The organism is Streptomyces sp. NPDC093801 (genome assembly GCF_040701585.1).
GTDB lineage: Bacteria > Actinomycetota > Actinomycetes > Streptomycetales > Streptomycetaceae > Streptomyces.
In genome coordinates this window covers 45,142-72,079 of the sequence record NZ_JBFBDP010000015.1, presented here as the reverse complement: position 1 = coordinate 72,079, position 26,938 = coordinate 45,142, and the positions used below count along the sequence as shown (strand labels likewise).

Here is a 26,938-nt window from a genome sequence, read left to right as displayed (position 1 = left end):
GCAGGCCTCCTCCCTCCCCCAGGTGTCGGTCCGATAACGGACCGAGCACCCGCTCATTAGACCCTTGACACCCCTAAAGGTCTAGGCCAAGCTCCCGGTACTGGTCTACACCAATATGGATCAGATCCCGGCCCCACGGGCAGTACTTGGTACGTACGTCACCGCGGCGGGCGAGGGAAGGTGCACAGCAGCAGCATCCCTGAGGAGGGTGGCGTGAAGCGCAAGCTCATTGCGGCGGTCGGTGTCGTGGGCATGATGGTCGGTGTCGCCGCGTGCGGCAACGGCGGCGACGACAAGCCGAAGTCCGACGCGTCGGGTGGCGCCAAGGAGATCACCGTCTGGGTGATGGACGGATCCGCCCCGAAGGCCTGGATCGAGCAGGTCAACAAGGAGTTCTCGGCCAAGCACCCCGGTGTGACGGTGAAGGTCGAGGAGCAGAAGTGGACGGGCATCCAGGAGAAGGTCACCACGGCCCTCTCCGAGAACACCCCGCCGGACGTCCTCGAGCTCGGCAACACGCAGACCGCCGGCTACGCGGTCACCGGCGGCCTCGCCGACCTCACCAAGGACAAGGCCCAGCTCGGCGCCGACGCCTGGCAGAAGAGCATGCTCGCCTCCGCCGAGGTCGACGGCAAGCTCTACTCCGCCCCCTGGTACGCCGCCAACCGCGTGGTCGTCTACGACAAGAAGGCCTACGAGAAGGCCGGCGTCACCCCGCCGAAGACCCGCGACGAGTGGATCGCCGGCCTGGAGAAGCTGAAGGCGTCCGACCCCTCCGCCCAGCCGATCTACCTCCCCGGCCAGAGCTGGTACATCCTCGCCGGCTTCATCTGGGACGAGGGCGGCGACCTCGCCGTCAAGGACGGCGGCAAGTGGAAGGGCCAGCTCTCCACCCCGCAGGCCGCCGCCGCGATGGACTTCTACAAGAAGCTCCAGTCCTACTCCACGGCCCCCAAGGACAAGGACGAGGCCACCCCGCAGCAGTCCACCGACATCGTCCCCAAGGGCGGCGTCTCCTCCTGGATCGGCCTCGGCTGGGAGGCCGGCGGTGCCGAGAAGGCGCTGAAGGACGCGGGCAAGGACGCCGACTTCGGCTACTTCCCGATCCCGGGCAAGACGGCCGACAAGTCCGGCACCGTCTTCCTCGGCGGCTCGAACCTCGCCGTGGCCGAGCGCTCCAAGAACAAGGAGCTCGCCAAGGAGTGGCTGGCCCTGGCCACCGGCAAGGACCAGATGACCAAGTACGCCGCCGAGGTCAAGGGCGCGCTGCTGCCCAACCAGGTCGGCGCCAACTTCACCCCCGCCGCCGGCTCCTTCGCCGAGGCCATGGCCAAGGCCGGCCTCAACGGCAAGATCACCCCGGTGACCGCGGGCTGGGCGAACGTCGAGACCGAGCCGAACCCCATCAAGGAGTTCATGACCAAGGTCCTGAAGGGTGAGGACGCCGCCAAGGCGGGCGCGGACGCGGACAAGGAAATCGCGAACCGCATCAACAAGTAACCACCGCACCCCGCAGCACCCGCACGACCCAGCAGTGTGAACGCACCGGGGGGTGCGGCAGGCCCCGGCCGCCTGCCGCGCCCCCGGTCGCGCATTTGACTCCACAGTCAACCGCGAGGAAGCCAAGCCATGACCGTGCACTCCCAGGGAGCGACGACCAGCGCTCCACAGGACGCACCACAGAAGTCCGCCGGACGGCCGAAGGGGCACAGCCCCGCAGCCGGCCCCCGTCCCGCCCCTCCTCGCGGGGGCAGAAAGCCGCTCCCCTCGGGGTGGCTGCCCTACCTGCTGGTGCTGCCGGCCGTGGCCGCCATGGCCCTCCTGCTGCTGTACCCGCTGATCAAGAACGTGATCCTGTCCTTCCAGGACATCAACAAGATCGAGTTCATCCAGCGGAAGTACCCCTTCGCGGGACTCGCCAACTACACCCAGCTGCTCGGCGACTCCGCCTTCTGGACCGTCGTCGTCCGCAGCTTCGCCTTCACCTTCGCCAACGTCGTGCTGATCATGGTGATCGGCAGCCTCATCGGCATCCTGCTCAACCGGCTCGGCAAGTGGATGCGCCTGGTCCTGTCGATGGCGCTCGTGATGGCCTGGGCCATGCCCATCGTCGCCTCGGTCCAGGTCTTCTACTGGCTGTTCGACGAGCAGTTCGGCGTCATGAACTGGGTCATGCGCACGCTCGGCTTCTCCGGCTACGAGCAGCACAACTGGTTCGAGACCGGCCTGTCCACCCTGACGATCGTCACCCTCCTGGTGGTCTGGGGCTCCATCCCCTTCGTCGCCCTCAACATGTACGCCGGCCTCACCACGGTCGGCGCCGAGCTGTACGAGGCCGCCCGCATGGACGGGGCCAACGGCTGGCAGACCTTCTGGAAGGTCGTCTTCCCCAACCTGAAGCCCTTCTTCCTGGTCACCACGTTCCTGGAGGTGATCTGGGTCTTCAAGGCCTTCACCCAGGTCTACGCCATGAACAAGGGCGGCCCCGACCGCGCCTCCGAGATCCTCCCGGTCTTCGCCTACGTGGAGGGCCAGAGCCAGTTCCACTACGGCCTCGCCGCCGCGATCTCCGTCCTGACGATCCTGATCCTGCTGGTCGTCATGTCCTTCTACTTCCGCCTGATCCTGAAGCAGGAGGAGGAGCAGTGAGCACCACCACCACCCCGGACGAGCCCGCCCAGCGGCTGCGCACCCGCGGGCCGCTGCGCCCCGCGACCGTCGCCAAGAACCTCGGCGCGCTGCTCCTGGCCCTGGTCTTCGTCTTCCCGGTCTACTGGATGTTCTCCTCGGCCCTCAAGCCGAACAGCGAGATCCTCACCAAGGACCCGGTCTTCGTCTTCACCCCGACGCTGGACAACTTCACCAAGGCCACCGGCGTCGAGAACTTCTGGACCTACGTCACCAACAGCCTCGTCGTCACCGTCGGCGCCGTCCTGCTGGCCCTGCTGGTGGCCCTCGCCGCGAGCTTCGCCATCGCCCGGATGAAGTTCCGGGGCCGCAAGGGCCTCGTCCTCGGCGTGATGATGGCCCAGATGGCCCCCTGGGAGGTCATGGTCATCGCGATGTACATGATCGTCCGCGACGCCGAGATGCTGAACAGCATCGGCGTGCTGACCGCGATCTACTTCGTGATGGTCCTCCCCTTCACCATCTGGACCCTGCGCGGCTTCATCGCCGCCGTCCCGGTGACCCTGGAGGAGGCCGCCCAGATCGACGGCTGCACCCGCGGCCAGGCCTTCCGCAAGGTGATCTTCCCGCTGCTGGCCCCCGGCCTGATGTCCACCTCGCTCTTCGGCTTCATCACCGCCTGGAACGAGTTCGCGATGGTCCTGATCCTCAACAAGGACAAGACCGCCCAGACCCTGCCGCTGTGGCTGACCCAGTTCAAGACCGCCTTCGGCAACGACTGGGGCGCCACCATGGCCGCGTCCTCGATCTTCGCGATCCCCGTCCTGGTGATCTTCGTCTTCCTCCAGCGCAAGGCCGTCGGCGGCATGACCGCCGGCGCCGTGAAGGGATAACGGCCGTGACCATCCTTGCGCACCGCACCACAGGGTCCGGTTCCGACGACGGGCTCACCCGCGACGCCCTCGCGGTCCTCCAGCCCGGCTTCGAGGGCACCACCGCCCCCTCCTGGCTGCTGCGCCAGGTCGGAGAGGGGCTCACCGCCGTCGGCCTCTTCGGCCGCAACATCGCCTCGCCCGAGCAGCTCGCCGCGCTCACCGCGCAGCTGCGCCGCGAGCGGGACGACGTCCTCGTCGCCATCGACGAGGAGGGCGGCGACGTCACCCGCCTGGAGGTCCGCGGCGGCTCGTCCTTCCCCGGCAACCTGGCGCTCGGCGCCGTCGACGACACGGAGCTCACCCGCGAGGTGGCCCGCGAGCTCGGCCGCCGTCTCGCCGAGTGCGGGGTCAACCTCAACTGGGCCCCGTCCGCCGACGTCAACTCCAACCCCGACAACCCGGTCATCGGCGTGCGCTCCTTCGGCGCCGACACCCGGCTCGCCGCCCGGCACACGGCCGCGTACGTCGAGGGCCTCCAGGCCGCCGGGGTCGCCGCCTGCACCAAGCACTTCCCGGGCCACGGCGACACCAACGTCGACTCGCACCACGCGCTGCCGCGCATCGACGTGGACCTGGACACCCTCCAGGCCCGCGAGCTGGTCCCGTTCAAGGCGGCCATCGAGGCCGGCACCAAGGCCGTCATGAGCGCCCACATCCTGGTGTCCGTCCTCGACCCGACCCGGCCCGCCACCCTCAGCCCGCAGATCCTCACCGGTCTGCTGCGCAAGGAACTCGGCTACGAGGGCCTCATCGTCACCGACGGCATGGAGATGAACGCCATCGCCGGGACGTACGGCATCGAGCGGGGCTCGGTGCTCGCCATCGCGGCCGGCGCCGACGCCATCTGCGTCGGCGGGGGCCTCGCCGACGAGGTGACCGTGCTGCGTCTGCGCGACGCGCTGGTCGCCGCCGTACGCGAGGGCGCGCTGCCCGAGGAGCGGCTCGCCGACGCCGCCGACCGGGTGCGCGCCCTCGCCGGATGGGCCCGCAGGGCCCGGCCGGACGCGCAGCCGGAGGGGAGCCGCGCGTCCGGCATCGGCCTGGAGGCGGCCCGCCGCGCGCTGGCCGTGTCGGGCGAACGGGCCCCCGTGGCCGCCCCGTACGTCGCCACGCTCGCACCCGTCGCGAACATCGCGGTCGGCGACGAGACCCCCTGGGGGGTGGCCGCGGAGCTGGCCGCCCTGGTCCCGGGGACCGTCTCGGGCGTCTTCCCCGAGGGTTCGGCCGCCGGGGACGTGCTGGCGGCCGCGGGGGAGCGCACGGTCGTCGCGGTCGTCCGCGACGCGCACCGGCACCCGTGGATGACCGAGGCGCTGGACGCGCTGGTCGCCGCGCGGCCGGACACCGTGGTCGTGGAGATGGGCGTACCGCGCGCCGAGCCGCGCGGGTCGCTGTACGTCGCCACGCACGGCGCCTCCCGCGTCTGCGGGCGGGCCGCCGCCGAGGTCATCGCCGGCCTGCGGTAGTCCACCGGGCACGGATGAGGGCCGGGCCCCCGAGGAGGGGGGCCCGGCCCTTTCGCGCCGCTGCTACAGGCCCTGCCAGGAGGGCTTGTTCGCGTAGGCGTGGCGGAAGTAGTCGGCCAGCTTCAGCTTGGAGGCGGCCGCCTCGTCCACCACGACGGTCGCGTGCCGGTGCAGCTGGAGCGCGGAGGCCGGGACCAGTGCGGACAGCGGGCCCTCGACGGTCTGGGCGACCGCCTCGGCCTTGCCCTCGCCGGTGGCCAGCAGGACCAGGTGGCGGGCGTCGAGGATGGTGCCGATGCCCTGGGTGATGACGTGGTGCGGCACCTGGTCCATGTCGTCCTCGAAGAACCGGGCGTTGTCCACGCGGGTCTGCTCGGTCAGCGTCTTGATGCGGGTGCGGGACGCCAGCGAGGAGCAGGGCTCGTTGAAGCCGATGTGCCCGTCGGTGCCGATGCCCAGCAGCTGGAGGTCCACCCCGCCGGCGTCGGCGAGGGCCTGGTCGTAGGCCTCGCAGGCCGCGTGGACGTCGGCGGCGGAGCCGTCGGGGCCCATGAAGGAGTCCTCGGTCAGGCCGAGCGGCTCGACCACCTCGCGGAGCACGACCGCGCGGTAGGACTCCGGGTGCCCGGCCGGCAGGCCGACGTACTCGTCGAGCTGGCAGACCCGGGCCCGGGAGGCGTCGACCTCGCCGGCCCGGACCTTGGCGGCGAGGGCCTCGTAGACGGGCAGCGGGGTAGAGCCGGTCGCCACGCCCAGCAGGGCGTCGGGCTTGCGGCGGACCAGGGCGGCCATGGCCTCCGCGATGAGCTCGCCGCCTGCCTTGGCGTCCGGGACGATGACAACTTCCACGCGGGGCCTGCCGATCTGAGAGGAGTGGTGGTATAGACCAATCTAGCAGAGCGGACCCGCCCGCGGCGGCCCTCCGCCACATCCATCGTCCCGCCGTTCGACCCCGTCCGCCCGGGGGGCGGGGGTCGCTGCGCAGGGCCCGCCCCTCCCCGCCCTCCGCCCGCTCCCCGGACTCCGCCCGGACCCGTTGCGGCCGCGCAGCGGCCCCCGTTACAGCAGGGCCAGCTGCAGGCCCCCCGTGGCGTCCAGGTGCTGGCCGGTGACCCAGCGCGAGTCCGGCGAGGCCAGGAAGGCCACCACGTCGGCCACCTCCTCCGCCGTGCCCACCCGGCCGAAGACGGACCGCGAGGCGGCGTGCGCCCGGGCCGCGGGATCGGCCAGCCAGGCCGCGTTCAGCTCGGTCTCCGTGATGCCGGGGCCCACCGAGTTGACCGTGATCCCGCGCGGCGCGAGGGCGGCGGCCAGGGAGACCGTCAGCGCGTTCACCGCCCCCTTGGCCATGATCGTGGCGAGGATGGCCGGCAGTGCGATCTCCGGGGTGCCGGTCACGTTGACGATCCGGCCCCCGTCCGAGAGCCGGTCCAGCCCGTGCCGGATCACGAAGAAGGGCGCCTGGGCGTTGAGCGCCTGGACCCGCTGGAAGGTCTCCTCGTCGGTCTCCCCGATGCCCGCGAAGACCGCCGCCCCGGCGTTGTTCACCAGGACGTCCACCCGCTCGGTGTGCGCGGGATGGGCCTCGTACGCGGCCCACAGGGCCTGCGCGTCCCCCGGAACGCCGAGCTCCGCCCCGATCGCGAAGGCCCGCCCGCCCGCGGCCTCGATCGCCGCGACGGTCTCCGCGGCCGCCGCGGCGTTGTGCCCGTAGTGCACGGCGACCAGGGCCCCGTCCCGCGCCAGCCGCTCCGCGACGGCCCGCCCGATACCCCGGCTGCCGCCCGTGACCAGAGCCGTCTTCCCCTTGAGCACGCCCATGACGCGCCCCCCTCCGTCATTCGATAGTGGTCGCTACAGAAAGGGACCGTACCAGATTCCCTAGCGACCGCTATAGAATCGTCCGCATGGTGACAGGACAGCGCGGCAGGCCCCGCTCCTTCGACCGGGACGCCGCCCTCGACAAGGCGATGCTGACCTTCTGGGAGCACGGCTACGAAGCCACGTCCATCTCCGACCTGACCCGCACCCTGGGCATCGGTGCGCCCAGCCTCTACGCGGCCTTCGGCGACAAGCGCAGGCTCTTCGACGAGGCCGTGGTGGTCTACGGCAGCCGCTACGGGGACTTCGCGGGCGTGGCGCTGCGCGAGGAGCCCACCGCCGCCGCCGCCATGGCCCGGATCCTGCGCGAGGCGGCCGGGATCTACACCGACCCCGCCCACCCGCCGGGCTGCATGGTGATCAGCGCGGCCGCCAACACCACCTCGAAGGAGGTGGCCGAGGCCCTGCGCGAGCGCCGCAACGCCAACCTGGCGATGTTCGAGAGCCGGATCAGGGCCGACGTCGCGAGCGGGGAGCTGCCCGCCGGCACGGACGCGGGGGCCCTGGCCCGCTACGCCGGCGCGGTGCTCCAGGGGATGAGCCAGCAGTCGTGCGACGGGGCGACGCGGGAGGAGCTGGAGGCCGTGGCGGACCTGGCGCTCCTGGCCTGGCCCGGGCGGCCGGCGGCCGGGCCGCAGCCGCGGTCCGGGTCCCGGCCGGAATAGAAAAGGCCCGGGGCCGGGGCGCCGGGCGGTCCGCACCGCGATTCCCCGCGCGCCGCGCCGGGATTTCCTCTGGGCCACGGTGCAGGACGGGACCCTCAACCCGTCCGGCACCGTAGCCCGGAGTACTTACGGCCGTCAGGTGTGCGGTTCCCGGCGGCCGGTTCGAGGTGCCTGCGCGGTCAGGGCAGAACGCGTGGCCACCTCGATCCGTCCTCCTGTGCGGGGAGGGCGGAAGCGTAAGGCAATTGTGGACTAGACCAATCTGTCCTGTCCATCCAAAGCGCGGACCTACTGGCCCGTCACTTCCTCCAACAGTACGCGGAGTGTGCCCTTCCTGGATACTCCCGAGTACCCGTCGTGGGGAAAGTCATCCTCGTACCCGGGGTACGCTCGCAATGTGCCCTCCATGAACGATCTCGTACGCCAGCACACCGCTCTCGGTGAAACCGACCTGGAGTGGCTCCACCTGCTGGTCTCGGAGTGGCAGCTGCTCTCTGACCTCTCCTTCGCGGACCTCGTCCTCTGGGTCCCGACCCTGGACGGCACCCGCTACGTCTCCGTCGCGCAGATGCGGCCGAACACCGGCCCCACCTCGTACCAGGACGACATGGTCGGCCACCTCGTGCCGCGCGGCCGCCGCCCCCTGCTCGACGCCGCCCTCGACGAGGGGCGGATCGTGCGCGAGGGCGACCCCGAGTGGCGCGAGGAGGTGCCGGTCCGCGTCGAGTCGATCCCCGTCCGCCGCGAGGGCCGGGTGCTGGGCGTGATCGCGCGCAACACCAACCTGCTCACCGTGCGTACACCGAGCCGGCTGGAGCTGACCTACCTCCAGTCCGCCTCCGACCTCGCGCAGATGATCGCCGCGGGCGCCTTCCCGTTCCCCGGCCAGCAGGTGGACATGGACGCCTCCCCGCGCGTCGGTGACGGCCTGATGCGCCTCGACGCCGACGGCGTGGTGACGTACGCGTCCCCCAACGCCCTCTCCGCCTACCACCGGCTGGGCCTCGCCGCCGACCTGGTCGGCCAGCACCTGGGCACCACCACCGCCGAACTCGCCCCGTCCCGGGGGCCGGTGGACGAGGCGCTCGCGAAGCTCGCCAGCGGCTGGGCCCCGCGCGAGACCGAGGTCGAGGGCAACGGCGGGGTCATCCAGCTCCGCGCGATCCCGCTCAAGCCCAAGGGCACCCGGATCGGTTCCCTGGTCCTCTGCCGCGACGTCACCGAACTGCGCCGTCGCGAACGTGAACTGATCACCAAGGACGCCACCATCCGGGAGATCCACCACCGGGTGAAGAACAACCTCCAGACGGTGGCCGCGCTCCTGCGGCTCCAGGCCCGCCGGATGGATTCGGAGAGCGCACGGGAGGCGCTCAACGAGGCGGTGCGGCGCGTCGGTTCGATCGCGATCGTGCACGAGACCCTCTCCCAGAACCTCGACGAGCGCGTCGAGTTCGACGAGATCGCCGACCGCGTGATCGCGATGGTCGCCGAGATCTCGCCCGGGAAGGTGCGGTGCCGGCGCATCGGCCGGTTCGGGATCCTGGACGCCGAGGTGGCCACGCCGCTGTCGATGGTGCTGACCGAGATCCTGCAGAACGCCCTGGAGCACGCCTTCACCCAGGGGGAGGGCGGCACGGTGGAGGTGACCGCCGCCCGCAGCGGATCGGGCCGCGCCGACGGCCGGCTGCTGATCACGATCCTCGACGACGGCTCCGGGCTGCCCGAGGGCTTCGACCCGCAGAAGGCCGGCAACCTCGGGCTCCAGATCGTCCGGACCCTCGTGGAGGGCGAGCTCGGCGGCACCTTCGACATGGTCCGCGCGGAGCCGCGCGGCACCAAGGTCGTCCTCGACGTCCCGGTCAGCTCGCAGAAGTAGCCCGCACGGTTCGTCACTCAGCGTGACGGGCGGCTGTGCGGAAAGCACTGAGCCCCGGACCGAAGGGTGATCGGTCCGGGGCTCAAGAGCACGTTGCTGAGCGCTATATGGGTACTACGCGCTGCGCGTCGAGGCTCGAAAGTCGATATCAGGCGCTGGCGTTGCGCGCCCGGTTGCGAGCGGCGCGGCGCTTCATGGCGCGGCGCTCGTCCTCGCTCAGGCCGCCCCAGACACCGGAGTCCTGGCCGGACTCGAGCGCCCACTGCAGGCACTGCTCCATGACGGGGCAACGGCGGCAGACGGCCTTGGCTTCCTCGATCTGCAGCAGCGCAGGACCGGTGTTGCCGATGGGGAAGAAGAGCTCGGGGTCTTCCTCGCGGCAAACGGCGTTGTGACGCCAGTCCATGGCTGCTCCATCTCCTTGTATTGCGGGCAGGTTGCTTGTGAATGTGAACGCTTTCACGAATCCCCCCGTGAGGGAAGGGCCGACGCCCAGTTGCCTGGTGCGGTCCAAGATTCGTGGTGGGGTTCTGGCGGTCTGTGTGGGTGCCGGGTTCTGCGGGCTGTCCCGATCGCCATGTAGAGATTCGCAAACCTCGGACGGGGATACAACCCCTTCCGGAAAGTTTTTTTGGATTCGTCGGTGTCGACTAGGTCACAGCCCTAGTTCTTGGGGGTGGACCGGCGTGTAAACGTTCGACTGAAAGGATTTTGGACTCTTCTACTCACACAATCACACGCAGTGCACGGCGAACGCCTGTGAACCGAACGCTGGTGCGCACTCCGAGGTGATCGCCGTCCATCTGGAAAGGGAGGGGAACCTTCGAATGCAAGGTGAAGTCGGTCAGATCGTGCAGAGACACCGCGTGCTTGCCGTGTGGACCGCGCTCAGGAGTCGAGGTCAGGAGCTGTGTCGCGTACCGCGCGACCGCCGGAGTTGACAAACGGTCCAGCGCCAATACGTCAAGCGCGGTATCGAACGAGGCCTCCGGAGAGGCGTACAGGGGCCGATTTCCCAGGTACGTCCACGGGGAGGTGTTGCAGACTATCGACAGCACCAGATCCGTCACCGGATCCGCCCCGGGCTGCTCCAGCGTGATCGTTCCGTGCCGGCGGTTGGGCTCCTCCCAGAACTGCCGCATCAGCTGTCGTACATAGAGGGCGTGCGTCGAACGCTTGCCGCGCTCCCGCTGCTGCTCGACCCGCCCCACCACGCCCGCGTCGAAACCGAAGCCCGCGCAGAACGTGAACCAGCGCGACGGGACCCCCTCGTCCTCCGTCCCCGGAACACCCGCGGCCAGCCCCAGGCCCACCGTCCGCTCGCGGCGCTCGCGCAGCGCGTCCAGCAGCGCGCCGGTCGCCTCGACCGAATCGTTCGGCAGCCCGAGCGCACGGGCGAAGACGTTCGTGGAACCGCCCGGCACCACCGCCAGCCGCGGCAGGTTCTCCGGGTCCGGCCCGTCGTGCAGGAGCCCGTTGACCACCTCGTTGACGGTGCCGTCACCGCCCAGCGCCACCACGAGGTCGAGGCCCTCGTGCGCGGCCTTGCGCCCCAGGTCACGGGCGTGCCCCCGGTACTCGGTGGTCACCGCCTCCAGCTTCATCTCGCTGGCCAGGGCATGGATCAGGACGTCGCGCGTGCGCGCACTGGTGGTCGTCGCTGCTGGATTGGCCACGAGAAGTGCACGCATGGTCGCCAGACTACCCACCCCCGCGCACGCGTCCCCTACCGACCGTCCCCGTCCGGGCCGGGCACGCCGCGGCTACCCTGCTGGGGTGAGCAAGAAGCCGAGCCCCCGCACCCCCGCCGCGTCCCCCGAAGGCCCCGCCGCCGCGACCGCGGAGCCCACGACCCTGCCCGGCCGGCTGACCGCGGCCGCCGTGCTGACCGCGCTGGAGGGCCTCGCCCTCGCCGGACTCGGCGTCTACATGCTGTTCGTCGGCATCGCCGGCCACCCCGACTCCCCGCAGCAGGCCGAGACCGGGGGAGTGACGCTGCTCGCCCTCGCCGCGCTCCCGCTGATCGCGGCGCGCGGGCTGCGCCTGGGCCGCCGCTGGAGCCGCGGCCCCGCGCTGATCACCCAGCTGATGGCCCTCCCGGTCGCCTGGACCCTGTGGACCACCGGCGGTGCGATGACCGTCGCCGCCGTGGCCCTGGCCCTGGCGGCGGTGGTCGTCGCCGGGCTCCTGGTGAACCCGACGGCGACCGAGGCGCTGGGCATCGGACCCGCCGACGGGGCCCGATGAACCCTCCGTTACCCCTCCACCGCTCCTGCGCTCACTCCTCGACGAGGAGCTTGTCGCGGAGCTGGGCCAGCGTGCGGGCCAGCAGCCGGGAGACGTGCATCTGGGAGATGCCGACTTCCTGAGCGATCTGCGACTGGGTCATGTTCCCGAAGAAGCGCAGCAGCAGGATCCGCTTCTCCCGCGGCGGCAGCCCCTCCAGCAGCGGCTTGAGGGACTCGCGGTACTCGACGCCCTCCAGCGCCTCGTCCTCCGAGCCCAGGGTGTCCGCCACCGCCGGCGACTCGTCGTCGGTGTCCGGCACGTCCAGCGAGAGCGTGCTGTAGGCATTGGCCGATTCCAGCCCCTCCAGCACCTCCTCCTCGGAGATCCCCAGCCGCTCGGCCAGCTCGTGCACCGTGGGGGAGCGGCCGTGCTGCTGGGACAGCTCCGCCGTGGCCGTGGTCAGCGAGAGCCGCAGCTCCTGGAGGCGCCGGGGCACCCGCACCGCCCAGCCCTTGTCGCGGAAGTGCCGCTTGATCTCCCCGACCACGGTGGGGGTGGCGTACGTCGAGAACTCCACCCCCCGGTCCGGGTCGAACCGGTCGACCGACTTGATCAGGCCGATGGTCGCGACCTGCGTCAGGTCGTCCAGCGGCTCGCCGCGGTTGCGGAATCGCCGCGCCAGGTGCTCGACCAGCGGCAGGTGCATCCGCACCAGCCGGTTGCGCAGCTCCGCCCGCTCGGGTGACCCCTCGGGCAGCTCGCGCAGCTCGAAGAACAGGGCCCGCGCGCCACTGCGGTCCCGGGGATCCGGCAGCACCGCGTGCGCCTCGTCCGCCGCCTCCGGGGCCGGGGCCTGCGATGGCTGTGGTTGGTCGTGCTCGTTCTCGCTCATAGGGCCCGCCCGTCGCTCCGCCGAGTCCAAAAAGCCGTCTTCCGCATCCGCGTCAGCCGGGTGCGGCCGGGCGTGGTGCTGTTCCGGGATGCCGCCGTCGACCTCGTGCCTTACCCGGGGCCGATCCCCGCCCCGCACCGGGATCTCCCCGCCGTTCACGCCGGGCCTGGCCCCGCGCCGCGCTGTTTGTAGAGGCTGATGCTCACCGTCCGGTTGTCCTCGACCGTCGCCTCGACCTTGCCGGCCAGCGCCGACAGCACGGTCCACGCGAACGTGTCCCGCTCCGGGGCGCGCCCGTCGGTGGTGGGCGCGGAGACGGTCACTTCCAGTGAATCGTCGATCAACCGGAAGACGCAGCTGAGGACGGAGCCCGGCACGGCCTGCTGGAGCAGGATCGCGCAGGCCTCGTCCACCGCGATGCGGAGGTCCTCGATCTCGTCGAGGGTGAAGTCCAACCGTGCCGCGAGTCCGGCCGTGGCCGTTCGCAGCACCGACAGGTAGGCACCCGCAGCCGGCAGCCGGACTTCCACGAAGTCCTGGGTCCCGGGCTCGCCTGCGATCTGGGACACCCTCACCTCCAAGGTGGTACGAGCTCTGTTCGCCGGTGACGCTATCGCGATCCGGGTGATCGTGTCGCGGCACCCCTCATGGCGCCCGCTGTGGAGCGACCGGGCCGACCCCGCCTCCGTGCAGTGACTGATGGTAAGCCCATGAGTACGCACAGTGGCTAGGGGTCTGCGGGCCCAATTCGGTGGAACCGGCGGAGGGTTGAACTACCCCGCTTCAGACGATCGAACCGTCGACAAAACACCAACGCCACGTCTCGCCCGGTTCGAAGCTGCGCATCACCGGATGGCCGGTCTCCTGGTGGTGCGCGGTGGCGTGCCGGTGGGGAGAGCTGTCGCAGCAGCCCACGTACCCGCACCCGAGGCACATGCGCAGCTGGACGGGATGGCTGCCGAGGACCTCACATTCCGGGCAGGTCAGCGCATGCGGGACCGGCTCGGGGCGCGGCAGTTCGGCAACGTGGGTGCACTCGCTCATGATGGCCAGGTTACGGCCAGGGTGCGGGTGCGACATCGGCGACGACGGATGGGGATGGATCTTCGATGGAGGTATTGCCGCTGGTGGCGCTGGTGGCGGTGAGCACCGCCGTGGCGGGGGCGGCCCGGCGCACGCCCGTGCCGGCGCCGCTGCTGCTGGTCGCCGTGGGACTCGTCGCCGCGTACGCGCCGGGGGTGCCCTCGTACGCCCTCGACCCGCACATCGTGCTGCCGCTGCTGCTCCCGCCGCTGCTGCACACGGCCGCGGTGGACAGCTCGTACCTGGACCTGCGGGCCAACGTGCGGCCGATCGCCCTGCTGTCGGTGGGGTACGTGCTGTTCGCGACGCTGGCGGTGGGCTGGGTGACGTACCTGGTCGTGCCCGGGGTCCCGCTGCCGGTGGCGCTGGTGCTGGGCGCGGTCGTGGCCCCGCCGGACGCGGTCGCGGCGACCGCGATCGCCCGGCGGCTGGGGCTGCCGAACCGGGTGACGACCATCCTCCAGGGCGAGTCCCTGGTGAACGACGCCACCGCCATCACCGCCTACAACGTGGCCCTGGCCGCGGCGGTCGGGGTGAGCGCCGGCTGGGCGGGCGGGGTCGCCGAGTTCCTGCTGGCCGCGGTGGGCGGGGTCGGGGTGGGCCTGCTGCTGATGGTCCCGATCCACCAGCTGAGGAAGCGGCTGCGCGAGCCCCTGCTGCAGAACACGCTGTCGCTGCTGATCCCCTTCGTGGCGTACGCGGCGGCGGAGCGGGTGCACGCGTCGGGCGTGCTGGCGGTGGTGGTGGTCGCGCTGTACCTGGGGCACCGGAACTGGCAGGTCGACTTCGCGACCCGGCTCCAGGAGGAGGCGGTGTGGAAGGTCGTCGCGTTCGTGCTGGAGTCGGTGGTCTTCGCCCTCATCGGGCTCCAGCTGCCGGTGGTCCTGCGGGGGCTGAGCGAGTACGAGGGGCTGGCCGCGGCCTGGTACGCGGTGGCGGTGTTCCTCGCGGTGGTGCTGGCGCGGTTCGTCTGGGTGTTCCCGGCGACCTTCGTGCCGCGGTGGGTGTCGGAGCGGATCCGCAAGCGGGAGCCGGACACCGACTGGAAGTCCCCGGTGATCGTGGGGTGGGCCGGTATGCGCGGGGTGGTGTCGCTGGCGATCGCGTTCTCGGTGCCGATGAGCGTGCCGCACCGCAACCTGATCCTCTTCCTGACCTTCACCACGGTGATCGGCACCCTGGTCGTGCAGGGGCTGACCCTCCCGCCGCTGATCCGGGCGCTGCGGCTGCCGCCGCGCGACACCCAGGCGGAGACCCTGGCGGAGGCCCAGGCCCAGAGCGAGGCCTCGCGGGCGGCGGAGGAACGCCTGGCGGAGCTGTTGGAGGCCCCGGAGAACAGCACCCTGCCGCCGCCGCTGGCGGACCGGCTGCGGACGGTCCTGGAGCGGCGCCGCAACGCGGTGTGGGAGCGGCTGGGGGAGGTCAACCCGGTGACGGGGGAGTCGGCGGACGACGTCTACCGCAGGCTGGCCCGGGAGATGATCGAGGCGGAACGGGAGGTCTTCGTGACCCTCCGTGATCGCCGCCGCATCGACGACGAGATGCTGCGGGGCCTGCTGCGCAGGCTGGACCTGGAGGAGGCGGCGGCGTACCGGGAGGAGACGGGCTGAGGGGCGGTGCAGGGCGGGCCGGCCGTCAGTACGGCCGGCCCGTGACGACCGCGGCGACGGTCGTGCCGGGGGAGAAGGCGCCGGACGCGGTCAGCGCCTCCAGGGCCCAGAGGAGCTTCGCCACGTAGACGCGCTCCACCGGGAGGCCGTGGCGGGCCTCGAAGTCCGCCGCGAAGGCCTCCAGGGGTGGGGGGACGCGGGCGTAGCCGCCGTGGTCGTAGCCCTCGGCCAGGGTCCAGGAGCCGGCCGGGCCGCCGAAGGCCGCCGCCTGGAGGGAACGTATCTCCGCCCCCAGGAAGCCCCCCGCCAGGACGGGGACGCCCAGGGCCGACTGGCCGGGGGCCAGTCCCGCCGCGAGGCCGGCCAGGGTGCCGCCCGTACCGCAGGCCACCGCCACCACGTCGCACACGCCCCGCAGTTCGCGCCCCAGCTCCGCGCACCCGGTGAGGGCGGGCGCGTTGCTGCCGCCCTCCGGGACGGCGTACGCGTCCGGGGCCCCGGCGGCGGCCAGGAGCCGGGCCAGGACCTCGGGCTCCGCCTTGCGCCGGTACTCCGCGCGCGTGACGAAGTGCAGCCGCATCCCGTCCGCCGCGCAGCGGGCGAGGGAGTCGTTCAGGGGGCGGTCCGCGAGCTCGTCGCCCCGGACGAGGCCGACCGTCTCCAGGCCGAGGAGCCGTCCGGCGGCCGCCGTGGCCCGGAGGTGGTTGGAGTAGGCGCCGCCGAAGGTGGCGAGCCGGCCGTGGCCGGCGGCCAGGGCCGCCCTGAGGTTCGGCGCGAGTTTGCGCCACTTGTTGCCCGGGAGCTCCGGGTGCACGAGGTCGTCCCGCTTGAGCAGCAGCCGTACGCCGTGCCGTTCGAACCGCTCGTCGCGGACCTCCTGTACGGGGGAGGGCGGGCGGGGGTGCAGGAGGGCGTCGCGGCCGGCGGAGTGGTCCACCCTCCCATTGTGGGCGGGGGCGGCCCCGCCGCCGCACGCGGGAGCCGCGCCCGCACCCGTGGGGGCGGACGCGGGGGCGGGGCCCGGGACGGCTACTTCAGGCGCTCCGCGACGCGGTCGCGCAGGGACTGCATCGTGAACCCCTTGGGGTCGATCTTGCCCGGCTGCCATTCGAGGTGGCCGATGACCGACCGGGACGTCCACCCGTGGAACCGGCAGACGGCCGCCGCCGCGCGGGCGATGGCGTCCAGCTGGACGGCCGGCCAGGGGTCCTCGCCGTCGCCGAGGTTCTCGCACTCGAAGCCGTAGAAGTAGCGGTTCCCGTCGGTGTCGGCGTGGTGGTCCGGGGGGAGGCGCCGCTCGGCGATGACCGCCGCCAGGACGTCGGAGTCGCCTGCGCCGGCGTGGTTGGCGCGGCCGTAGCCGACGAGGTGGACGCGGCCGTCCTTGGTGATGACCCCGTGGCAGAGGGGGCCGGGCAGGGCCCGGTCCCCGTCGCGGCAGAGTTCCACGGTGTAGGAGGCGCCGCTGGTGACGGTGTGGTGGATCATCACCCCGTGCACCGGCCCCCAGGGCCCGCGGTGGTTGCGGTTGTGCACGCGCCAGTTCCCGACCTCGACGACGGTCAGGCCTTCGGCGCGCAGGGCGTTGATGAAGCGGTCCGCGGACATGGGTGCGGACATGGCCGCCTCCCTTACGGTACGTGCTCGGTTCGTTACGTACCGGTGTAGCGGAGGCGACCCTTCCGCGACTAGGGCGTGTTTCGGCCAGTCGTCACGCCGAGGCGAGCCAGAGGTCCGGTCCGAAGACCTCGTAGTGGATGTCGGACGCGGGGACCCCCTTGGCGATCAGCTGCTCGCGGACCGAACGCATGAAGGGAAGCGGGCCGCAGAGGTAGGCCTGGGTGCCGGGGGCGACGGGGATGCCGGCCAGGTCGAGCAGGCCGGTCCCGTCGCCCGGCTCGGCGTCGGACTCGTACCAGAAGCGGGCCGAGGCGTCGGGGAGCTTCTGCGCCAGGGCGCGGTGGTCGGAGCGCAGGGGGTGGTCGGCGGGCGTGCGGTCGGCGTGCAGGACGGTGACGGGGGCGGGGTGGCCGGTTTCGGCCAGGTGCTCCAGCATCGAGAGCATCGGGGTGCAGCCGATGCCCGCGGAGGCGAGCAGCACCGGTGCGGCACCGTCCCGCAGGACCAGGTCGCCGTACGGGGCGGAGACGCGCAGGGTGTCGCCGGTGCGCAGGTGGGCGTGGAGGTGGTGGGAGACCTCGCCGTCGGGGCCGCCGGTGCCGTGGACCCGCTTGACCGTGATGGCGCGGACGGCGGAGCCGGGGGAGCCGGAGAGGCTGTACTGGCGGATCTGGCGCGCACCGTCGGGCAGTTCGGTCTGGACGGAGACGTACTGGCCGGGCTTGAAGCCGGGGGCGGGGGCGCCGTCGGCGGGGGTGAGGTGGAAGGTGGTGCAGTCGGCGGTCTCCTCGATCCGCGCGGCCACGGTCCACTCCCGCCAGACGTCGCCGGCCAGGACCTGCTGTTCGGCGTAGAGGCGCTCCTCGATGGCGATGAGGGCGTTCGCCATCAGCCAGTAGACCTCGTCCCAGGCCTCGGCGACCTGGGGGGTGACGGCCTCGCCGAGGACCTCGGCCATCGCCTCGAAGAGGTGCAGGCGGACGACCGGGTACTGCTCGCGGGTGACGCCGAGGGACGCGTGCTTGTGGGCGATGCGGCCGAGCATCACGTCCGGGCGGGTGTCCGGGTGCTCCAGGAGGTGGGTGGCGAAGGCCGCGATGGAGCCGGCGAGGGCCTGCTTTTGGAGGCCGGCGTTCTGGTTGCCCCGGTTGAACAGGTCGCGCAGGAGCGCCGGGTGGGCCGCGAACAGCTTCTCGTAGAACAGTTCCGTGATGTCGCCGATGGCCGCCCCGACGGCGGGCAGGGTGGCGCGTACGGTCGCGGCCGACTTCTCGGACAGCATGGGTGCTCCTCGCGTGGGTCGTTAATTGGTATCTGAGGTTCGTATTTAACGGTGCGGCGGAGTCCTCCGCCGGATGCGGAGGTCCGTGCGGGGGGGGGGCTAGGGGGCCGGCTTCCCGGCCGGGCCGCGCGCGGCGCCCGCGATGCCGAGCAGCAGGGGGCCCGTGGGGGCGGCCACCAGCTCGTCCACTGTGAGCGGGTCCAGTGCGGCGAAGAAGGCCTCCTGGGCCCGGCGCAGCGCGCCGCGCAGGACGCACGCCCCGCGCAGCGGGCAGGGGGTGGCGCCTTCGCACTCCACCACGTCCCCCGCGCCCTCCAGCTCCCGCACCACGCCGCCCACCGAGGCGGCGCGTCCGGTCGCGGTGAGGGCCAGCCCGCCGCCGCGGCCGCGCCGCGCCTCGACCAGGCCGAGGTGCTGGAGCCGGGCGACCACCTTGGCGGTGTGGGTGTACGGAACCTCCATGGTCGCCGCCACCTCGCGGGTGGTGGGGAGTTCCGCGTCCTCGACCGCCAGGCGCATCAGGACGCGCAGCGCCAGGTCGGTGAATCGGGTCAGCCGCATGGCGGTAGCGTAGAAAAAGTGGCATCGAAGATGCAAGTTAATGAGGGTCCGAACCCTGGAGGATGCCCAGCCGGGCCCGGAGTAGTCCCACCCTTTTGTGTAATGGTCTGACCGCGTTGCGTGCTGAAAGGCTTCTCCACCGCAGACCATGGAGTGATCGAAAGGCGAAGACATGTCGGTCCAGGCGGGCTCCGAAACCGAAGCCCAGACACCGCAGCGCAGTCTCGGCACCGCGGCCGCGCGGAACTTGGCCAGCACCACCAAGTCCGCCCCGCAGATGCAGGAGATCACCTCGCGGTGGCTGCTGCGGATGCTCCCGTGGGTCTCCGTGCAGGGCGGCACCTACCGCCTCAACCGCCGCCTCAGCTACTCCGTCGGCAACGGCATCGTGGAGTTCGTCAAGACGGGCAGCCGGGTCCAGGTCATCCCCGCCGAACTCGGCGAGCTGCCCCTGCTGCGCGACTACGCCGACGAGGAGGTCCTCACCGAACTCGCCGCCCGCTGCCGGCAGGTCGACTTCGAGGCCGGCCAGGAGCTCACCTCCTTCGGCAGCCCCGCCGACCAGGTCTTCCTCCTCGCGCACGGCCGCATCGACCAGATCGGCCCCGGCCCCTACGGCGACGACGCCGTGCTGCGCACCGTCGCCGACGGCGCCTACTTCGGCGAGGACGCCCTCACCGACGACGAGGCCATCTGGGAGTACACCGCCCGCGCCGCCACCCCCGGCACCGCCCTCGTCCTGACCCGCCAGGACCTCCGGCTCCTCGCCGACCGCGCCGACTCCCTCCGCACCCACCTCGACCGCGCACGGACCCGGCCCGAGCGCAACGCCAACCCGTACGGCGAGGCCGCCATCGACCTCTCCGCCGGCCACCACGGCGAGGCCCTCCTCCCCGGCACGTTCGTCGACTACGAGGCCCGCCCCCGCGAGTACGAGCTCTCCATCGCGCAGACGGTCCTGCGCGTGCACACCCGCGTCGCCGACCTCTACAACCACCCGATGAACCAGACCGAGCAGCAGCTGCGGCTCACGGTCGAGGCGCTGCGGGAGCGCCAGGAGCACGAGATGCTCAACAACCCCGACTTCGGCCTGCTCCACAACGCCGACTACGACCAGCGCATCCAGCCCCACGACGGCGCGCCCACCCCCGACGACTTCGACGCGCTGCTCAGCATGCGCCGCGACTCGAACCTCTTCCTCGCCCACCCCAAGGCCATCGCCGCCTTCGGCCGCGAGTGCAACAAGCGCGGCCTCTACCCCGAGACCGTCGACGTCGCCGGAACCCGGGTGCCGGCCTGGCGGGGCGTCCCCCTCTTCCCCTGCGACAAGATCCCGGTCAGCGACGCCCGTACGACGTCCATCCTGTGCATGCGCACCGGCGAGGAGAACCAGGGCGTGATCGGGCTCCACCAGCCCGGCATCCCCGACGAGATCGAGCCGAGCATGTCCGTGCGCTTCATGGGCATCAGCGAGCAGGCGATCATGTCCTACCTGGTCACCGCCTACTTCTCCGCCGCCGTGCTCGTCCCCGACGCGCTCGGCGTACTGGAGAACGTCGAGATCGGCCGATGGCGCTGATGGCCGCGCACACCGTCGCCGCCGGCGAGGGGCAGGAGGCGGCCGCCCTGCTGGAGAGCACGAAGGAGACGGTCGGCCCGGAGCTGCGCCGGGCCGTCGAGGGCCTGCCCGGCCCCACGCGCCGGGTGGCGATGTACCACTTCGGCTGGGAGCACGAGGACGGCAGCCCGGCCGCCGTCGGCGCGGGCAAGGCCATCCGCCCGGCCCTCGTCCTCGCCTCGGCGCGGGCCCTCGGCGGCCTCGGGGGCGACCACGAGTCCACCGTCAGGGCGGCGGCCGCCGTGGAGCTCGCGCACAACTTCACGCTGCTCCACGACGACGTCATCGACAACGACTCCCGCCGGCGCGGACGGCCCACCGCCTGGACCGTCTTCGGGATCCCGGACGCCCTCCTCGCGGGCGACGCCATGATGGCCCTCGCCCTGCGGATGCTCGCAGACGACCCGCACCCCGCCTCGGCGCGCGCCTCGGCCCGCCTCGCGGCCTGCATCGTCGAGCTGTGCGCGGGGCAGCAGGCGGACTGCGCCTTCGAACGGCGCCCGTCCGTCTCGCTGGAGGAGTGCCTGGCCATGGCCACGGCCAAGACCGGCGCCCTCCTGGGCTGCGCCTGCGCGGTCGGCGCGCTGTACGCGGGCGCCGGGCCGGAGGAGGTCGAGGCGATGGACGCCTTCGGCCGGGAGGCCGGCCTGGCCTTCCAGCTGATCGACGACCTGATCGGCATCTGGGGCGACCCGGGGCACACCGGCAAGCCCGCCGGGGCCGACCTGCTCGCCCGCAAGAAGTCCCTCCCGGTCGTGGCCGCCCTCACCTCGGGCACCGAGTCGGGGGAGGAGCTCGCCGCCCTGTACGCCGGCCCCATGACCGGGGAGGACGACGTGCGGCGGGCCGCCCGGGCCGTGGAGCGGGCCGGCGGCCGCGACTGGGCGCAGGCGCACGCCGGCGACCGGATGGGCCGGGCGGTGCAGGAGCTGTCCCGCGCGGTGCCGGACGTGGCGGCCGCGGGCGGCCTGCTGTCGCTCGCGGAGTTCGTGACGCGCCGCACGAGGTAGCAGGGGGAGCGGGGAGAGCGGGGGGAGGCCTGTTCCGGCACCGCGGGGGTGCCGGAACAGGCCTTTCCGCACGCTCGGGCCAACTCTAGGATCGCTCGCGGTAGTTGACATGCGAGTGAAGGGTGTGACCTGTGGTGCTGGAGATACGCCAGGCGGATCAGTCGGACCGGGACGCCGTCGCGCGCCTGCTGGACGAGGCCTTCCGCAGCGACCCGGTCAGCTCCTGGGTCTTCCCCGATCCCGGGCACCGGGCCGCCGTCCACGGCAGGTTCCTCGGGGTCTTCGTGGACGTCGCCCTGGCGGAGGGCCGGATCGACTACGCCGCGGACGGCTCGGCGGCCGCGCTGTGGCTGCGGATCCCGGCCGGCGAGCCGGAGGGCGGGGCCGCCGAGGACGACGTCCCGGCGAGGATGCGCGCGGTCGCCGACCCGGACAACGAGCGGTGCGAGCTCGTCGGGCGCCTCACCGGCGCCGTCCACCCCACCGCCGAGGAGCACGAGTACCTGCTGATGATCGCGGTCGCACCCGGGCGGCAGGGCGAGGGGTTGGGCACGGAGCTGATCCGGCCGGTGCTGGAGCGCTGCGACCGGGACGGGGTCCCGGCCTACCTGGAGGCGAGCAGCGAGCGGAGCGTGCGCCTGTACGAGCGGCTGGGCTGGGAGTTCACCGGCGAGGCGGTGCAGCTGCCGGAGGGCCCGCCGATGTGGCCCATGTGGCGCAAGCCCCGGGGGCAGGGGGTTCCCGGTCCTGCGCTCGACGCTTGCGTAACCACTTCAGCTGAAGTACTTTAACTGTCGTGCCACGCTGCGGTGGCGCTCCCCGACGGAAGAGATTTCGCTTGCGCAAGCTCACGTACTTCATCGCCACCACGGTCGACGGCTTCATCGGAGCCCCGGACGGTGATGCCGATTTCATGTACGCCCACGTCGACCAGGAGTTCCTCGGACACCTGATCGCCGAGTACCCGGAGACCATCGCCGCCGCCGGACGCGCCCACCTCGGCCTCGCCGGCACGGCCCCGAAGCGCTTCGACGCGGTGATCATGGGCCGGGGCACCTACGAGCCAGGCCTCAAGGCCGGCATGACCAGCCCGTACGGCCACTTCCGCGAGCAGTACGTCGTCTCGCGCTCCCTCGCCGGGGCCCCCGACCCCGAGGTACGGCTGATCAGCGGGGACGTCGCCGCCAAGGTCCGCGAGCTCAAGGAGCAGGACGGCCTGGGCATCTGGCTGTGCGGCGGCGCCGACCTCGCGGCCCAGCTGGTCGACGAGATCGACGAGTACGTCGTCAAGACCTACCCCGTCGTGGCGGGCACCGGCATGCCGATGTCCCGCGCCGGCTTCGGGGTGCGCCTGCTGGAGCTGACCGGCTGCACCGCCTTCGGCGGCGGCCAGGTCGTCACCTCGTACGACGTCAGGCGCTGACCGGCCGGACGCACGGAACCGGCCTACCGTGGAGGTATGGCCGGTGAACAGAAGCAGTACGGACGCGCGACGGTCGCCCCGCAGGCCGGGCACGAGCAGAGGACCTGCCCGGTCTGCGGGAGCCCCGTGGAGACGGTGGTCCGCCGCCGCAAGTCGCTGGGGATCTTCATTCCCGAATGGGGCCCGGGCCCCTGCCGGAACGCGGACTGCCGCCGGAGCACGCCCGCGGAGGGATGACCCTCCGCGGGCGCTGCCCGCTCACGGCCCCGAGGGCCCCCGGGACCGTGCGGGGCCTCAGCCCTTGGTGCCCAGCCCCGAGCCGACCAGGCCGTTGGCCCACAGCTGGTTGACGCGCGAGCGCTCGGTGCTGTTCGGGTAGGCGTTGGTGCACGAGGTGCCCGGGCCGCCACCCGACATCAGCTCGCTGCACGGACCCGAGTAGTGGTCCGGCAGGCCCAGCACGTGCCCGGTCTCGTGGGCCGTCACGCGCGTGGAGTTGTACTGCTGGTTCTGGGCGTAGTCGAGGAAGATGTAGCCCCGGCCGTGCCCGTCCGTGCTCGCGTACGAGCCGCGCGAGTCGTTGCCCTCGTAGTACGAGAAGTTCCCGCCCGAGGCCACCTCCTGCAGCTTCACGTTGGCGACCGAACCGTTCCAGATGCGGGTCGAGTTGGCTATCTGGGTACGGAAGCTCGGCGCGTTGCGGGTGTTGTAGGTGACCGTGACGACGGCCGTGGCGCTCGGGTTCGCGGCACGCTGCTCGGCGACCGCGCGCTGGACGGCCTCGAAGAACGCCTTGTTCGCGGCCTGGTTCTCCGGCGACCGCTCGTACGCGGCGTAGCTCGCCGGGCTGCCGCCCGCCGGGGTCGCGGCCGTGGCCGTCGGGACGACGCCGGCGAGGACGGCGACGACACCGAGGCCGACGGACGCGGCGGACAGCATGGTCCTGCGGGAGTGGCGCATGTGGGGGGCTCCTACTCGTTGGTGCGGTGGGGGGTGGATTGGACGTCCGGTACGGGAGTCTGCGGGAGCCGATGGCGGCGGCGGATGATGTCAGAGGCCGATAACACCGCCCTATCGGGGGGTTTCGGCGAGATTTACCTTGGTCAACTAGCGTGAGAATGGCGGGATTCGGGGGGCTATAGGCGGCTGGTGCGGTCCCCTGGGCCCGCCTACCCTCGGGTCATGGAGCTCGAGGTGAGGCACCTGCGCGCGCTGTGCGCCATCGCCGACGCCGGCAGCCTGCACAAGGCCGCCCGGCAGCTCGGCGTGAGCCAGCCCTCCCTGACGACGCAGCTGCGCCGGATCGAACGGGCCCTGGAAGGCGAGCTGTTCCTCCGCGAGCGCACCGGCTGCCGGCCGACTCCCTTCGGGCGCACGGTCCTCGGGCGGGCGAGACCGCTCCTCGCCGAGATGGCCGCACTGGTCGCCGAGGCGCGGGCGGCCGCGCACGGCCCGCGGCTGCGGATCGGCTCGACCGCGAGCCGGGCCCTGCCGGGGTGGCTGCGCCGGCTCCACCGGCGCGCACCGGACACGGAGACCACGCTGGTGGTCGACACCTCCCCGAACGCCCTGCTGCGGATGACCGCGGCCGGGCAGCTGGACGTGGCGTTCGTGCACGAGGTGGAGGGCAGCCCGCTGCGGGTGCCGGACGGGCTGGAACTGCGGGTGCTGATGGAGCGTGAGCCGCAGTTCGTCTCCATGTCCCTGGACCACCCCGCCGCACGGTCGGCGGTGGTGGAGTTACAGGACCTGGCCGGGGACCGCTGGACGGTGGACCCCTCGGTCGACGGTGAATGGGACGGCCTGCGGCGGGTGTTCGCACGGGCCGGCCTCACCCCGCAGGTCCTGCACGCCGACTACCACACGGCGGCGTCGCTGATCGTCTCCGGCGAGGCGGTGGCCCCCTGCCAGCCGACGTCGGGCCCGCGGGACGACATGGCGATCCGCCCGCTGCTGGGCGACCCCCTGGCGGTCCGCCTGCTGCTGGCCACCCGCCCCGGGGAGCACGCGGAGGCCTACGACGACCTCCGCGCCGCCTACCGCGAAGCGGCCCTGGGGGCCCCGCCGTACCGTGCGTGGCTCTCGCGGCAGGGGAGCCCGCTGCTGGTGGCCTAGAGGCCACCCCCTCGACGCGCCGGACGTCCCGGTCCGCTCCGGTCTGCCCTGATTCCGGCAGCCGCCCCCTCACCCCCCCCGCCCCCGCCCCGCCCGCCCCGCGAGGACGCGCGGGCGGGTCGCCGCGTGCTTGACTTCGCCGAACCGCGATATATCGTGTTCTACAGGAGACGCGATATGTTGCGTGCGTCAGTCCACGAGGAGGAGCAGCACCATGCCTGAGCAGATGACCTGGTCCGTTCCCGCCCCCCAGCGGCTCGCCTTCGAGCAGCCGGTCACGGACCTGCGCGTCCGCGTCGTCGCCGGCACCGTCAACGTCGTCGCGGCCGAGGACGGTGCCGCCCGGCTGGAGGTCACCGAGGTCGACGGGCCCCCGCTGCACGTGGTGCAGGAGGGCGGCACGCTGACGGTGTCCTACGAGGACCTCCCCTGGAACGGTTCCCAGGGCTTCAAGAAGTGGTTCGAGAACAAGCCCTGGAAGGCCTGGTCCGGCTCCTCCTCCGACGGGCGCAAGGCCTGGGAGCGCAGCGTCACCGTCACCCTGACCGTGCCCGCCGGCACCACCGTCCAGCTGGCGACCGTCAGCGCCACCGCCTTCGTCTCCGGCATCTCCGCCGCCACCGAGGTCAACGGGGTCTCGGGCGACGCCACCCTCGTCGGCCTCTCCGGGCGGGTCAAGGCGCACACCGTGTCCGGCAGCGTCGAGGCGCAGTCCGTCACCGGTGAGCTCGGCTTCCACTCGGTCTCCGGCGGTCTGACGGTCGTCGACGGCGCGGGCGGCAGCGTGCGGGCCGACTCCGTCAGCGGCGACATGCTCATCGACCTCGCCCCGCACGGCGCGGGCCCCAAGCCGGTGGACATCTCCCTCAACTCCGTCTCCGGCCAGGTCGCGATCCGCCTGCCGCACCCCGCCGACGCCAAGGTCGAGGCCAATACGGCCACCGGCAGCGTCTCCAACGCCTTCGAGGACCTGCGGGTCACCGGACAGCTCGGCGCCAAGCGGATCACCGGCACCCTCGGCACGGGAGCGGGCACCCTGCGGGCCACCACCGTCTCGGGATCCATCGCCGTGCTGCGCCGCCCGCAGGCCGACGGCGACGCCGCCGCCCCCCTCCAGCTCGACAAGAAGGTGCTCTGACATGCCGCCCGTCTTCGCCCACGGCCGCCTCCGGCTCTACCTCCTCAAGCTGCTGGACGAGGCACCCCGCCACGGGTACGAGGTGATCCGCCTGCTGGAGGAGCGCTTCCAGGGGCTGTACGCGCCCTCCGCCGGCACCGTGTACCCGCGGCTGGCGAAGCTGGAGGCCGAGGGGCTCGTCACGTACGCGACCGAGGGCGGGCGCAAGGTGTACTCGATCACCGAGGCGGGCCGTGCCGAACTCGCCGACCGGGGCGGGGAGCTGGCCGACCTGGAGCTGGAGATCCGCGACTCGGTCTCCGAACTGGCCGCCGAGATCCGCGACGACGTCCGGGGCGCCGCGGGCGACCTGCGGCGCGAGATGCGGGCCGCCGCCGCCAGTGCGTCGGCGACCCCGGTCGAGGACGAGTCCTGGAAGGCCGCCAAGGAGGAGCTCCGCAAGGCGAAGCAGGAGTGGAAGGAGCAGGCCCGCCGGGCGAAGGACGAGAGCCGCCGGGCCCGTGAGGAGGCGCAGCAGGCCCGTCGCCAGGCCAAGGAGGCCCAGGAGCGGGCCCGCGAGGAGGTCCAGCGGATCGCCGCGCAGCTCCAGGAGCAGTTCAGCAGGACGGGCGGGATGATCGGCAGCCTCGCCGGGGCCTGGCTGGGCAACGGCGGCTCCGCGGCCCCGCGGACGCCCACCGCCCCGGGGCCGGCCGGCTGGTCCTGGGCCGAGGACCTGGAGCCCACCGCCGACCCGGCCCGCGACTTGGACCGGTTGCTGGACCGCTTCCGCGACGACATCCGCGACGCGGCCCGCGACCACGGGGTCACCCCGGCCCAGCTGTCCGAGGCCCGGGCCCACCTGGCGGCCGCGGCGGCCCGCATCGAGGCGGGCCTGCGCCCGGCCTAGGCCTGCGTCCGGCTTGG

At 72.3% G+C, this 26,938-nt stretch carries 28 protein-coding genes; 16 read left to right on the top strand and 12 right to left on the bottom strand.

Annotated features, from left to right (window positions below; genetic code table 11):
- Window positions 1-213 precede the first annotated feature (213 nt).
- The 4 genes from AB0469_RS18965 to AB0469_RS18950 all read left to right on the top strand — a co-directional run bounded on the left by AB0469_RS18965 (window position 214) and on the right by AB0469_RS18950 (window position 5,029).
- Window positions 214-1,500: an extracellular solute-binding protein gene (locus tag AB0469_RS18965; protein ID WP_366452556.1), complete on the top strand. Its 1,287-nt coding sequence runs from the start codon at window positions 214-216 to the stop codon at window positions 1,498-1,500.
- A gap of 129 nt (window positions 1,501-1,629) precedes the next feature.
- The gene (locus AB0469_RS18960) at window positions 1,630-2,649 is read left to right on the top strand and encodes a sugar ABC transporter permease (protein ID WP_366452555.1); all 1,020 of its coding nucleotides are present in this window, start codon (window positions 1,630-1,632) and stop codon (window positions 2,647-2,649) included.
- 35 nt (window positions 2,650-2,684) lie between these two features.
- On the top strand, window positions 2,685-3,521 hold the full coding sequence (locus AB0469_RS18955) for a carbohydrate ABC transporter permease (RefSeq protein WP_366452659.1): 837 nt from the start codon (window positions 2,685-2,687) through the stop codon (window positions 3,519-3,521).
- A gap of 5 nt (window positions 3,522-3,526) precedes the next feature.
- Window positions 3,527-5,029: a glycoside hydrolase family 3 protein gene (locus tag AB0469_RS18950; protein WP_366452554.1), complete on the top strand. Its 1,503-nt coding sequence runs from the start codon at window positions 3,527-3,529 to the stop codon at window positions 5,027-5,029.
- 63 nt (window positions 5,030-5,092) lie between these two features.
- On the opposite strand, the gene nagB is transcribed toward AB0469_RS18950, so the two are convergent.
- Together nagB and AB0469_RS18940 are read right to left on the bottom strand one after the other, a co-directional pair.
- Complete coding sequence (nagB, locus tag AB0469_RS18945; RefSeq protein WP_366452553.1) at window positions 5,093-5,878, bottom strand: glucosamine-6-phosphate deaminase; 786 nt, start codon at window positions 5,876-5,878, stop codon at window positions 5,093-5,095.
- Between the two features lie 210 nt (window positions 5,879-6,088).
- Window positions 6,089-6,850: an SDR family oxidoreductase gene (locus tag AB0469_RS18940; RefSeq protein WP_366452552.1), complete on the bottom strand. Its 762-nt coding sequence runs from the start codon at window positions 6,848-6,850 to the stop codon at window positions 6,089-6,091.
- A gap of 86 nt (window positions 6,851-6,936) precedes the next feature.
- On the opposite strand from AB0469_RS18940, the gene AB0469_RS18935 reads away from it, so the two are divergent.
- Window positions 6,937-7,575, top strand: a complete 639-nt coding sequence (locus AB0469_RS18935; protein ID WP_366452551.1) for a TetR/AcrR family transcriptional regulator — start codon at window positions 6,937-6,939, stop codon at window positions 7,573-7,575.
- A 406-nt stretch (window positions 7,576-7,981) separates the two neighbouring features.
- Window positions 7,982-9,451: a PAS domain-containing sensor histidine kinase gene (locus tag AB0469_RS18930; protein WP_366452550.1), complete on the top strand. Its 1,470-nt coding sequence runs from the start codon at window positions 7,982-7,984 to the stop codon at window positions 9,449-9,451.
- A gap of 148 nt (window positions 9,452-9,599) precedes the next feature.
- On the opposite strand, the gene AB0469_RS18925 is transcribed toward AB0469_RS18930, so the two are convergent.
- Both AB0469_RS18925 and AB0469_RS18920 read right to left on the bottom strand, forming a co-directional pair.
- Window positions 9,600-9,857 carry a WhiB family transcriptional regulator gene (locus AB0469_RS18925; protein WP_003953983.1) on the bottom strand — a complete coding sequence of 86 codons (258 nt, stop codon included), beginning with the start codon at window positions 9,855-9,857 and terminating at the stop codon, window positions 9,600-9,602.
- A gap of 319 nt (window positions 9,858-10,176) precedes the next feature.
- Window positions 10,177-11,142 carry a diacylglycerol kinase family protein gene (locus tag AB0469_RS18920; protein ID WP_366452549.1) on the bottom strand — a complete coding sequence of 322 codons (966 nt, stop codon included), beginning with the start codon at window positions 11,140-11,142 and terminating at the stop codon, window positions 10,177-10,179.
- 163 nt (window positions 11,143-11,305) lie between these two features.
- On the opposite strand from AB0469_RS18920, the gene AB0469_RS18915 reads away from it, so the two are divergent.
- Window positions 11,306-11,698, top strand: coding sequence for a hypothetical protein (locus AB0469_RS18915; RefSeq protein ID WP_366452658.1), 393 nt, complete (start codon window positions 11,306-11,308; stop codon window positions 11,696-11,698).
- Window positions 11,699-11,729: 31 nt separating this feature from the next.
- Here the strand turns inward: AB0469_RS18915 and AB0469_RS18910 are convergent, their stop codons facing one another.
- From AB0469_RS18910 to AB0469_RS18900, 3 genes are all read right to left on the bottom strand, one after another.
- Window positions 11,730-12,716 (bottom strand): RNA polymerase sigma factor SigF, encoded by a 987-nt coding sequence (locus AB0469_RS18910; protein ID WP_366452657.1) that lies wholly within the window; start codon window positions 12,714-12,716, stop codon window positions 11,730-11,732.
- A gap of 11 nt (window positions 12,717-12,727) precedes the next feature.
- On the bottom strand, window positions 12,728-13,141 hold the full coding sequence (locus AB0469_RS18905) for an anti-sigma regulatory factor (protein WP_042816094.1): 414 nt from the start codon (window positions 13,139-13,141) through the stop codon (window positions 12,728-12,730).
- 214 nt (window positions 13,142-13,355) lie between these two features.
- Window positions 13,356-13,616, bottom strand: a complete 261-nt coding sequence (locus AB0469_RS18900; protein ID WP_366452548.1) for a UBP-type zinc finger domain-containing protein — start codon at window positions 13,614-13,616, stop codon at window positions 13,356-13,358.
- 65 nt (window positions 13,617-13,681) lie between these two features.
- Between AB0469_RS18900 and AB0469_RS18895 the strand changes: the two genes are divergently transcribed.
- Complete coding sequence (locus AB0469_RS18895) at window positions 13,682-15,265, top strand: Na+/H+ antiporter (protein ID WP_366452547.1); 1,584 nt, start codon at window positions 13,682-13,684, stop codon at window positions 15,263-15,265.
- Between the two features lie 25 nt (window positions 15,266-15,290).
- Here the strand turns inward: AB0469_RS18895 and AB0469_RS18890 are convergent, their stop codons facing one another.
- The 4 genes from AB0469_RS18890 to AB0469_RS18875 all read right to left on the bottom strand — a co-directional run bounded on the left by AB0469_RS18890 (window position 15,291) and on the right by AB0469_RS18875 (window position 18,728).
- Window positions 15,291-16,202 carry a pyridoxal-phosphate dependent enzyme gene (locus AB0469_RS18890; protein ID WP_366452546.1) on the bottom strand — a complete coding sequence of 304 codons (912 nt, stop codon included), beginning with the start codon at window positions 16,200-16,202 and terminating at the stop codon, window positions 15,291-15,293.
- Window positions 16,203-16,294: 92 nt separating this feature from the next.
- The gene (locus AB0469_RS18885) at window positions 16,295-16,885 is read right to left on the bottom strand and encodes an N-acetylmuramoyl-L-alanine amidase (protein WP_366452545.1); all 591 of its coding nucleotides are present in this window, start codon (window positions 16,883-16,885) and stop codon (window positions 16,295-16,297) included.
- Window positions 16,886-16,976: 91 nt separating this feature from the next.
- Window positions 16,977-18,167, bottom strand: coding sequence for a globin domain-containing protein (locus AB0469_RS18880; RefSeq protein WP_366452544.1), 1,191 nt, complete (start codon window positions 18,165-18,167; stop codon window positions 16,977-16,979).
- 99 nt (window positions 18,168-18,266) lie between these two features.
- Window positions 18,267-18,728: an Rrf2 family transcriptional regulator gene (locus tag AB0469_RS18875; protein ID WP_366452543.1), complete on the bottom strand. Its 462-nt coding sequence runs from the start codon at window positions 18,726-18,728 to the stop codon at window positions 18,267-18,269.
- Between the two features lie 172 nt (window positions 18,729-18,900).
- On the opposite strand from AB0469_RS18875, the gene AB0469_RS18870 reads away from it, so the two are divergent.
- From AB0469_RS18870 to AB0469_RS18850, 5 genes are all read left to right on the top strand, one after another.
- Window positions 18,901-20,307 carry a family 2B encapsulin nanocompartment shell protein gene (locus tag AB0469_RS18870; RefSeq protein WP_366452542.1) on the top strand — a complete coding sequence of 469 codons (1,407 nt, stop codon included), beginning with the start codon at window positions 18,901-18,903 and terminating at the stop codon, window positions 20,305-20,307.
- Window positions 20,298-21,356 (top strand): family 2 encapsulin nanocompartment cargo protein polyprenyl transferase, encoded by a 1,059-nt coding sequence (locus tag AB0469_RS18865; protein WP_366452541.1) that lies wholly within the window; start codon window positions 20,298-20,300, stop codon window positions 21,354-21,356. The genes AB0469_RS18870 and AB0469_RS18865 overlap by 10 nt, the downstream gene beginning before the upstream one ends.
- Window positions 21,357-21,487: 131 nt before the next feature.
- Entirely contained in the window at window positions 21,488-22,147 is a 660-nt protein-coding gene (locus tag AB0469_RS18860; RefSeq protein WP_366452540.1) for a GNAT family N-acetyltransferase, read from the top strand.
- A gap of 47 nt (window positions 22,148-22,194) precedes the next feature.
- Window positions 22,195-22,779, top strand: a complete 585-nt coding sequence (locus AB0469_RS18855) for a dihydrofolate reductase family protein (protein WP_366452539.1) — start codon at window positions 22,195-22,197, stop codon at window positions 22,777-22,779.
- 36 nt (window positions 22,780-22,815) lie between these two features.
- Window positions 22,816-23,016 carry a hypothetical protein gene (locus AB0469_RS18850; RefSeq protein WP_366452538.1) on the top strand — a complete coding sequence of 67 codons (201 nt, stop codon included), beginning with the start codon at window positions 22,816-22,818 and terminating at the stop codon, window positions 23,014-23,016.
- A 57-nt stretch (window positions 23,017-23,073) separates the two neighbouring features.
- On the opposite strand, the gene snpA is transcribed toward AB0469_RS18850, so the two are convergent.
- The gene (gene snpA / locus AB0469_RS18845) at window positions 23,074-23,739 is read right to left on the bottom strand and encodes a snapalysin (protein WP_366452537.1); all 666 of its coding nucleotides are present in this window, start codon (window positions 23,737-23,739) and stop codon (window positions 23,074-23,076) included.
- A 222-nt stretch (window positions 23,740-23,961) separates the two neighbouring features.
- Between snpA and AB0469_RS18840 the strand changes: the two genes are divergently transcribed.
- From AB0469_RS18840 to AB0469_RS18830, 3 genes are all read left to right on the top strand, one after another.
- Window positions 23,962-24,894, top strand: coding sequence for a LysR family transcriptional regulator (locus AB0469_RS18840; RefSeq protein ID WP_366452536.1), 933 nt, complete (start codon window positions 23,962-23,964; stop codon window positions 24,892-24,894).
- 214 nt (window positions 24,895-25,108) lie between these two features.
- On the top strand, window positions 25,109-26,032 hold the full coding sequence (locus tag AB0469_RS18835) for a DUF4097 family beta strand repeat-containing protein (RefSeq protein WP_366452535.1): 924 nt from the start codon (window positions 25,109-25,111) through the stop codon (window positions 26,030-26,032).
- Between the two features lies 1 nt (window position 26,033).
- A complete protein-coding gene (locus AB0469_RS18830) occupies window positions 26,034-26,921 on the top strand; it encodes a helix-turn-helix transcriptional regulator (protein ID WP_366452534.1) in 888 nt (295 codons plus the stop codon).
- The last annotated feature ends 17 nt before the right edge of the window (window positions 26,922-26,938 follow it).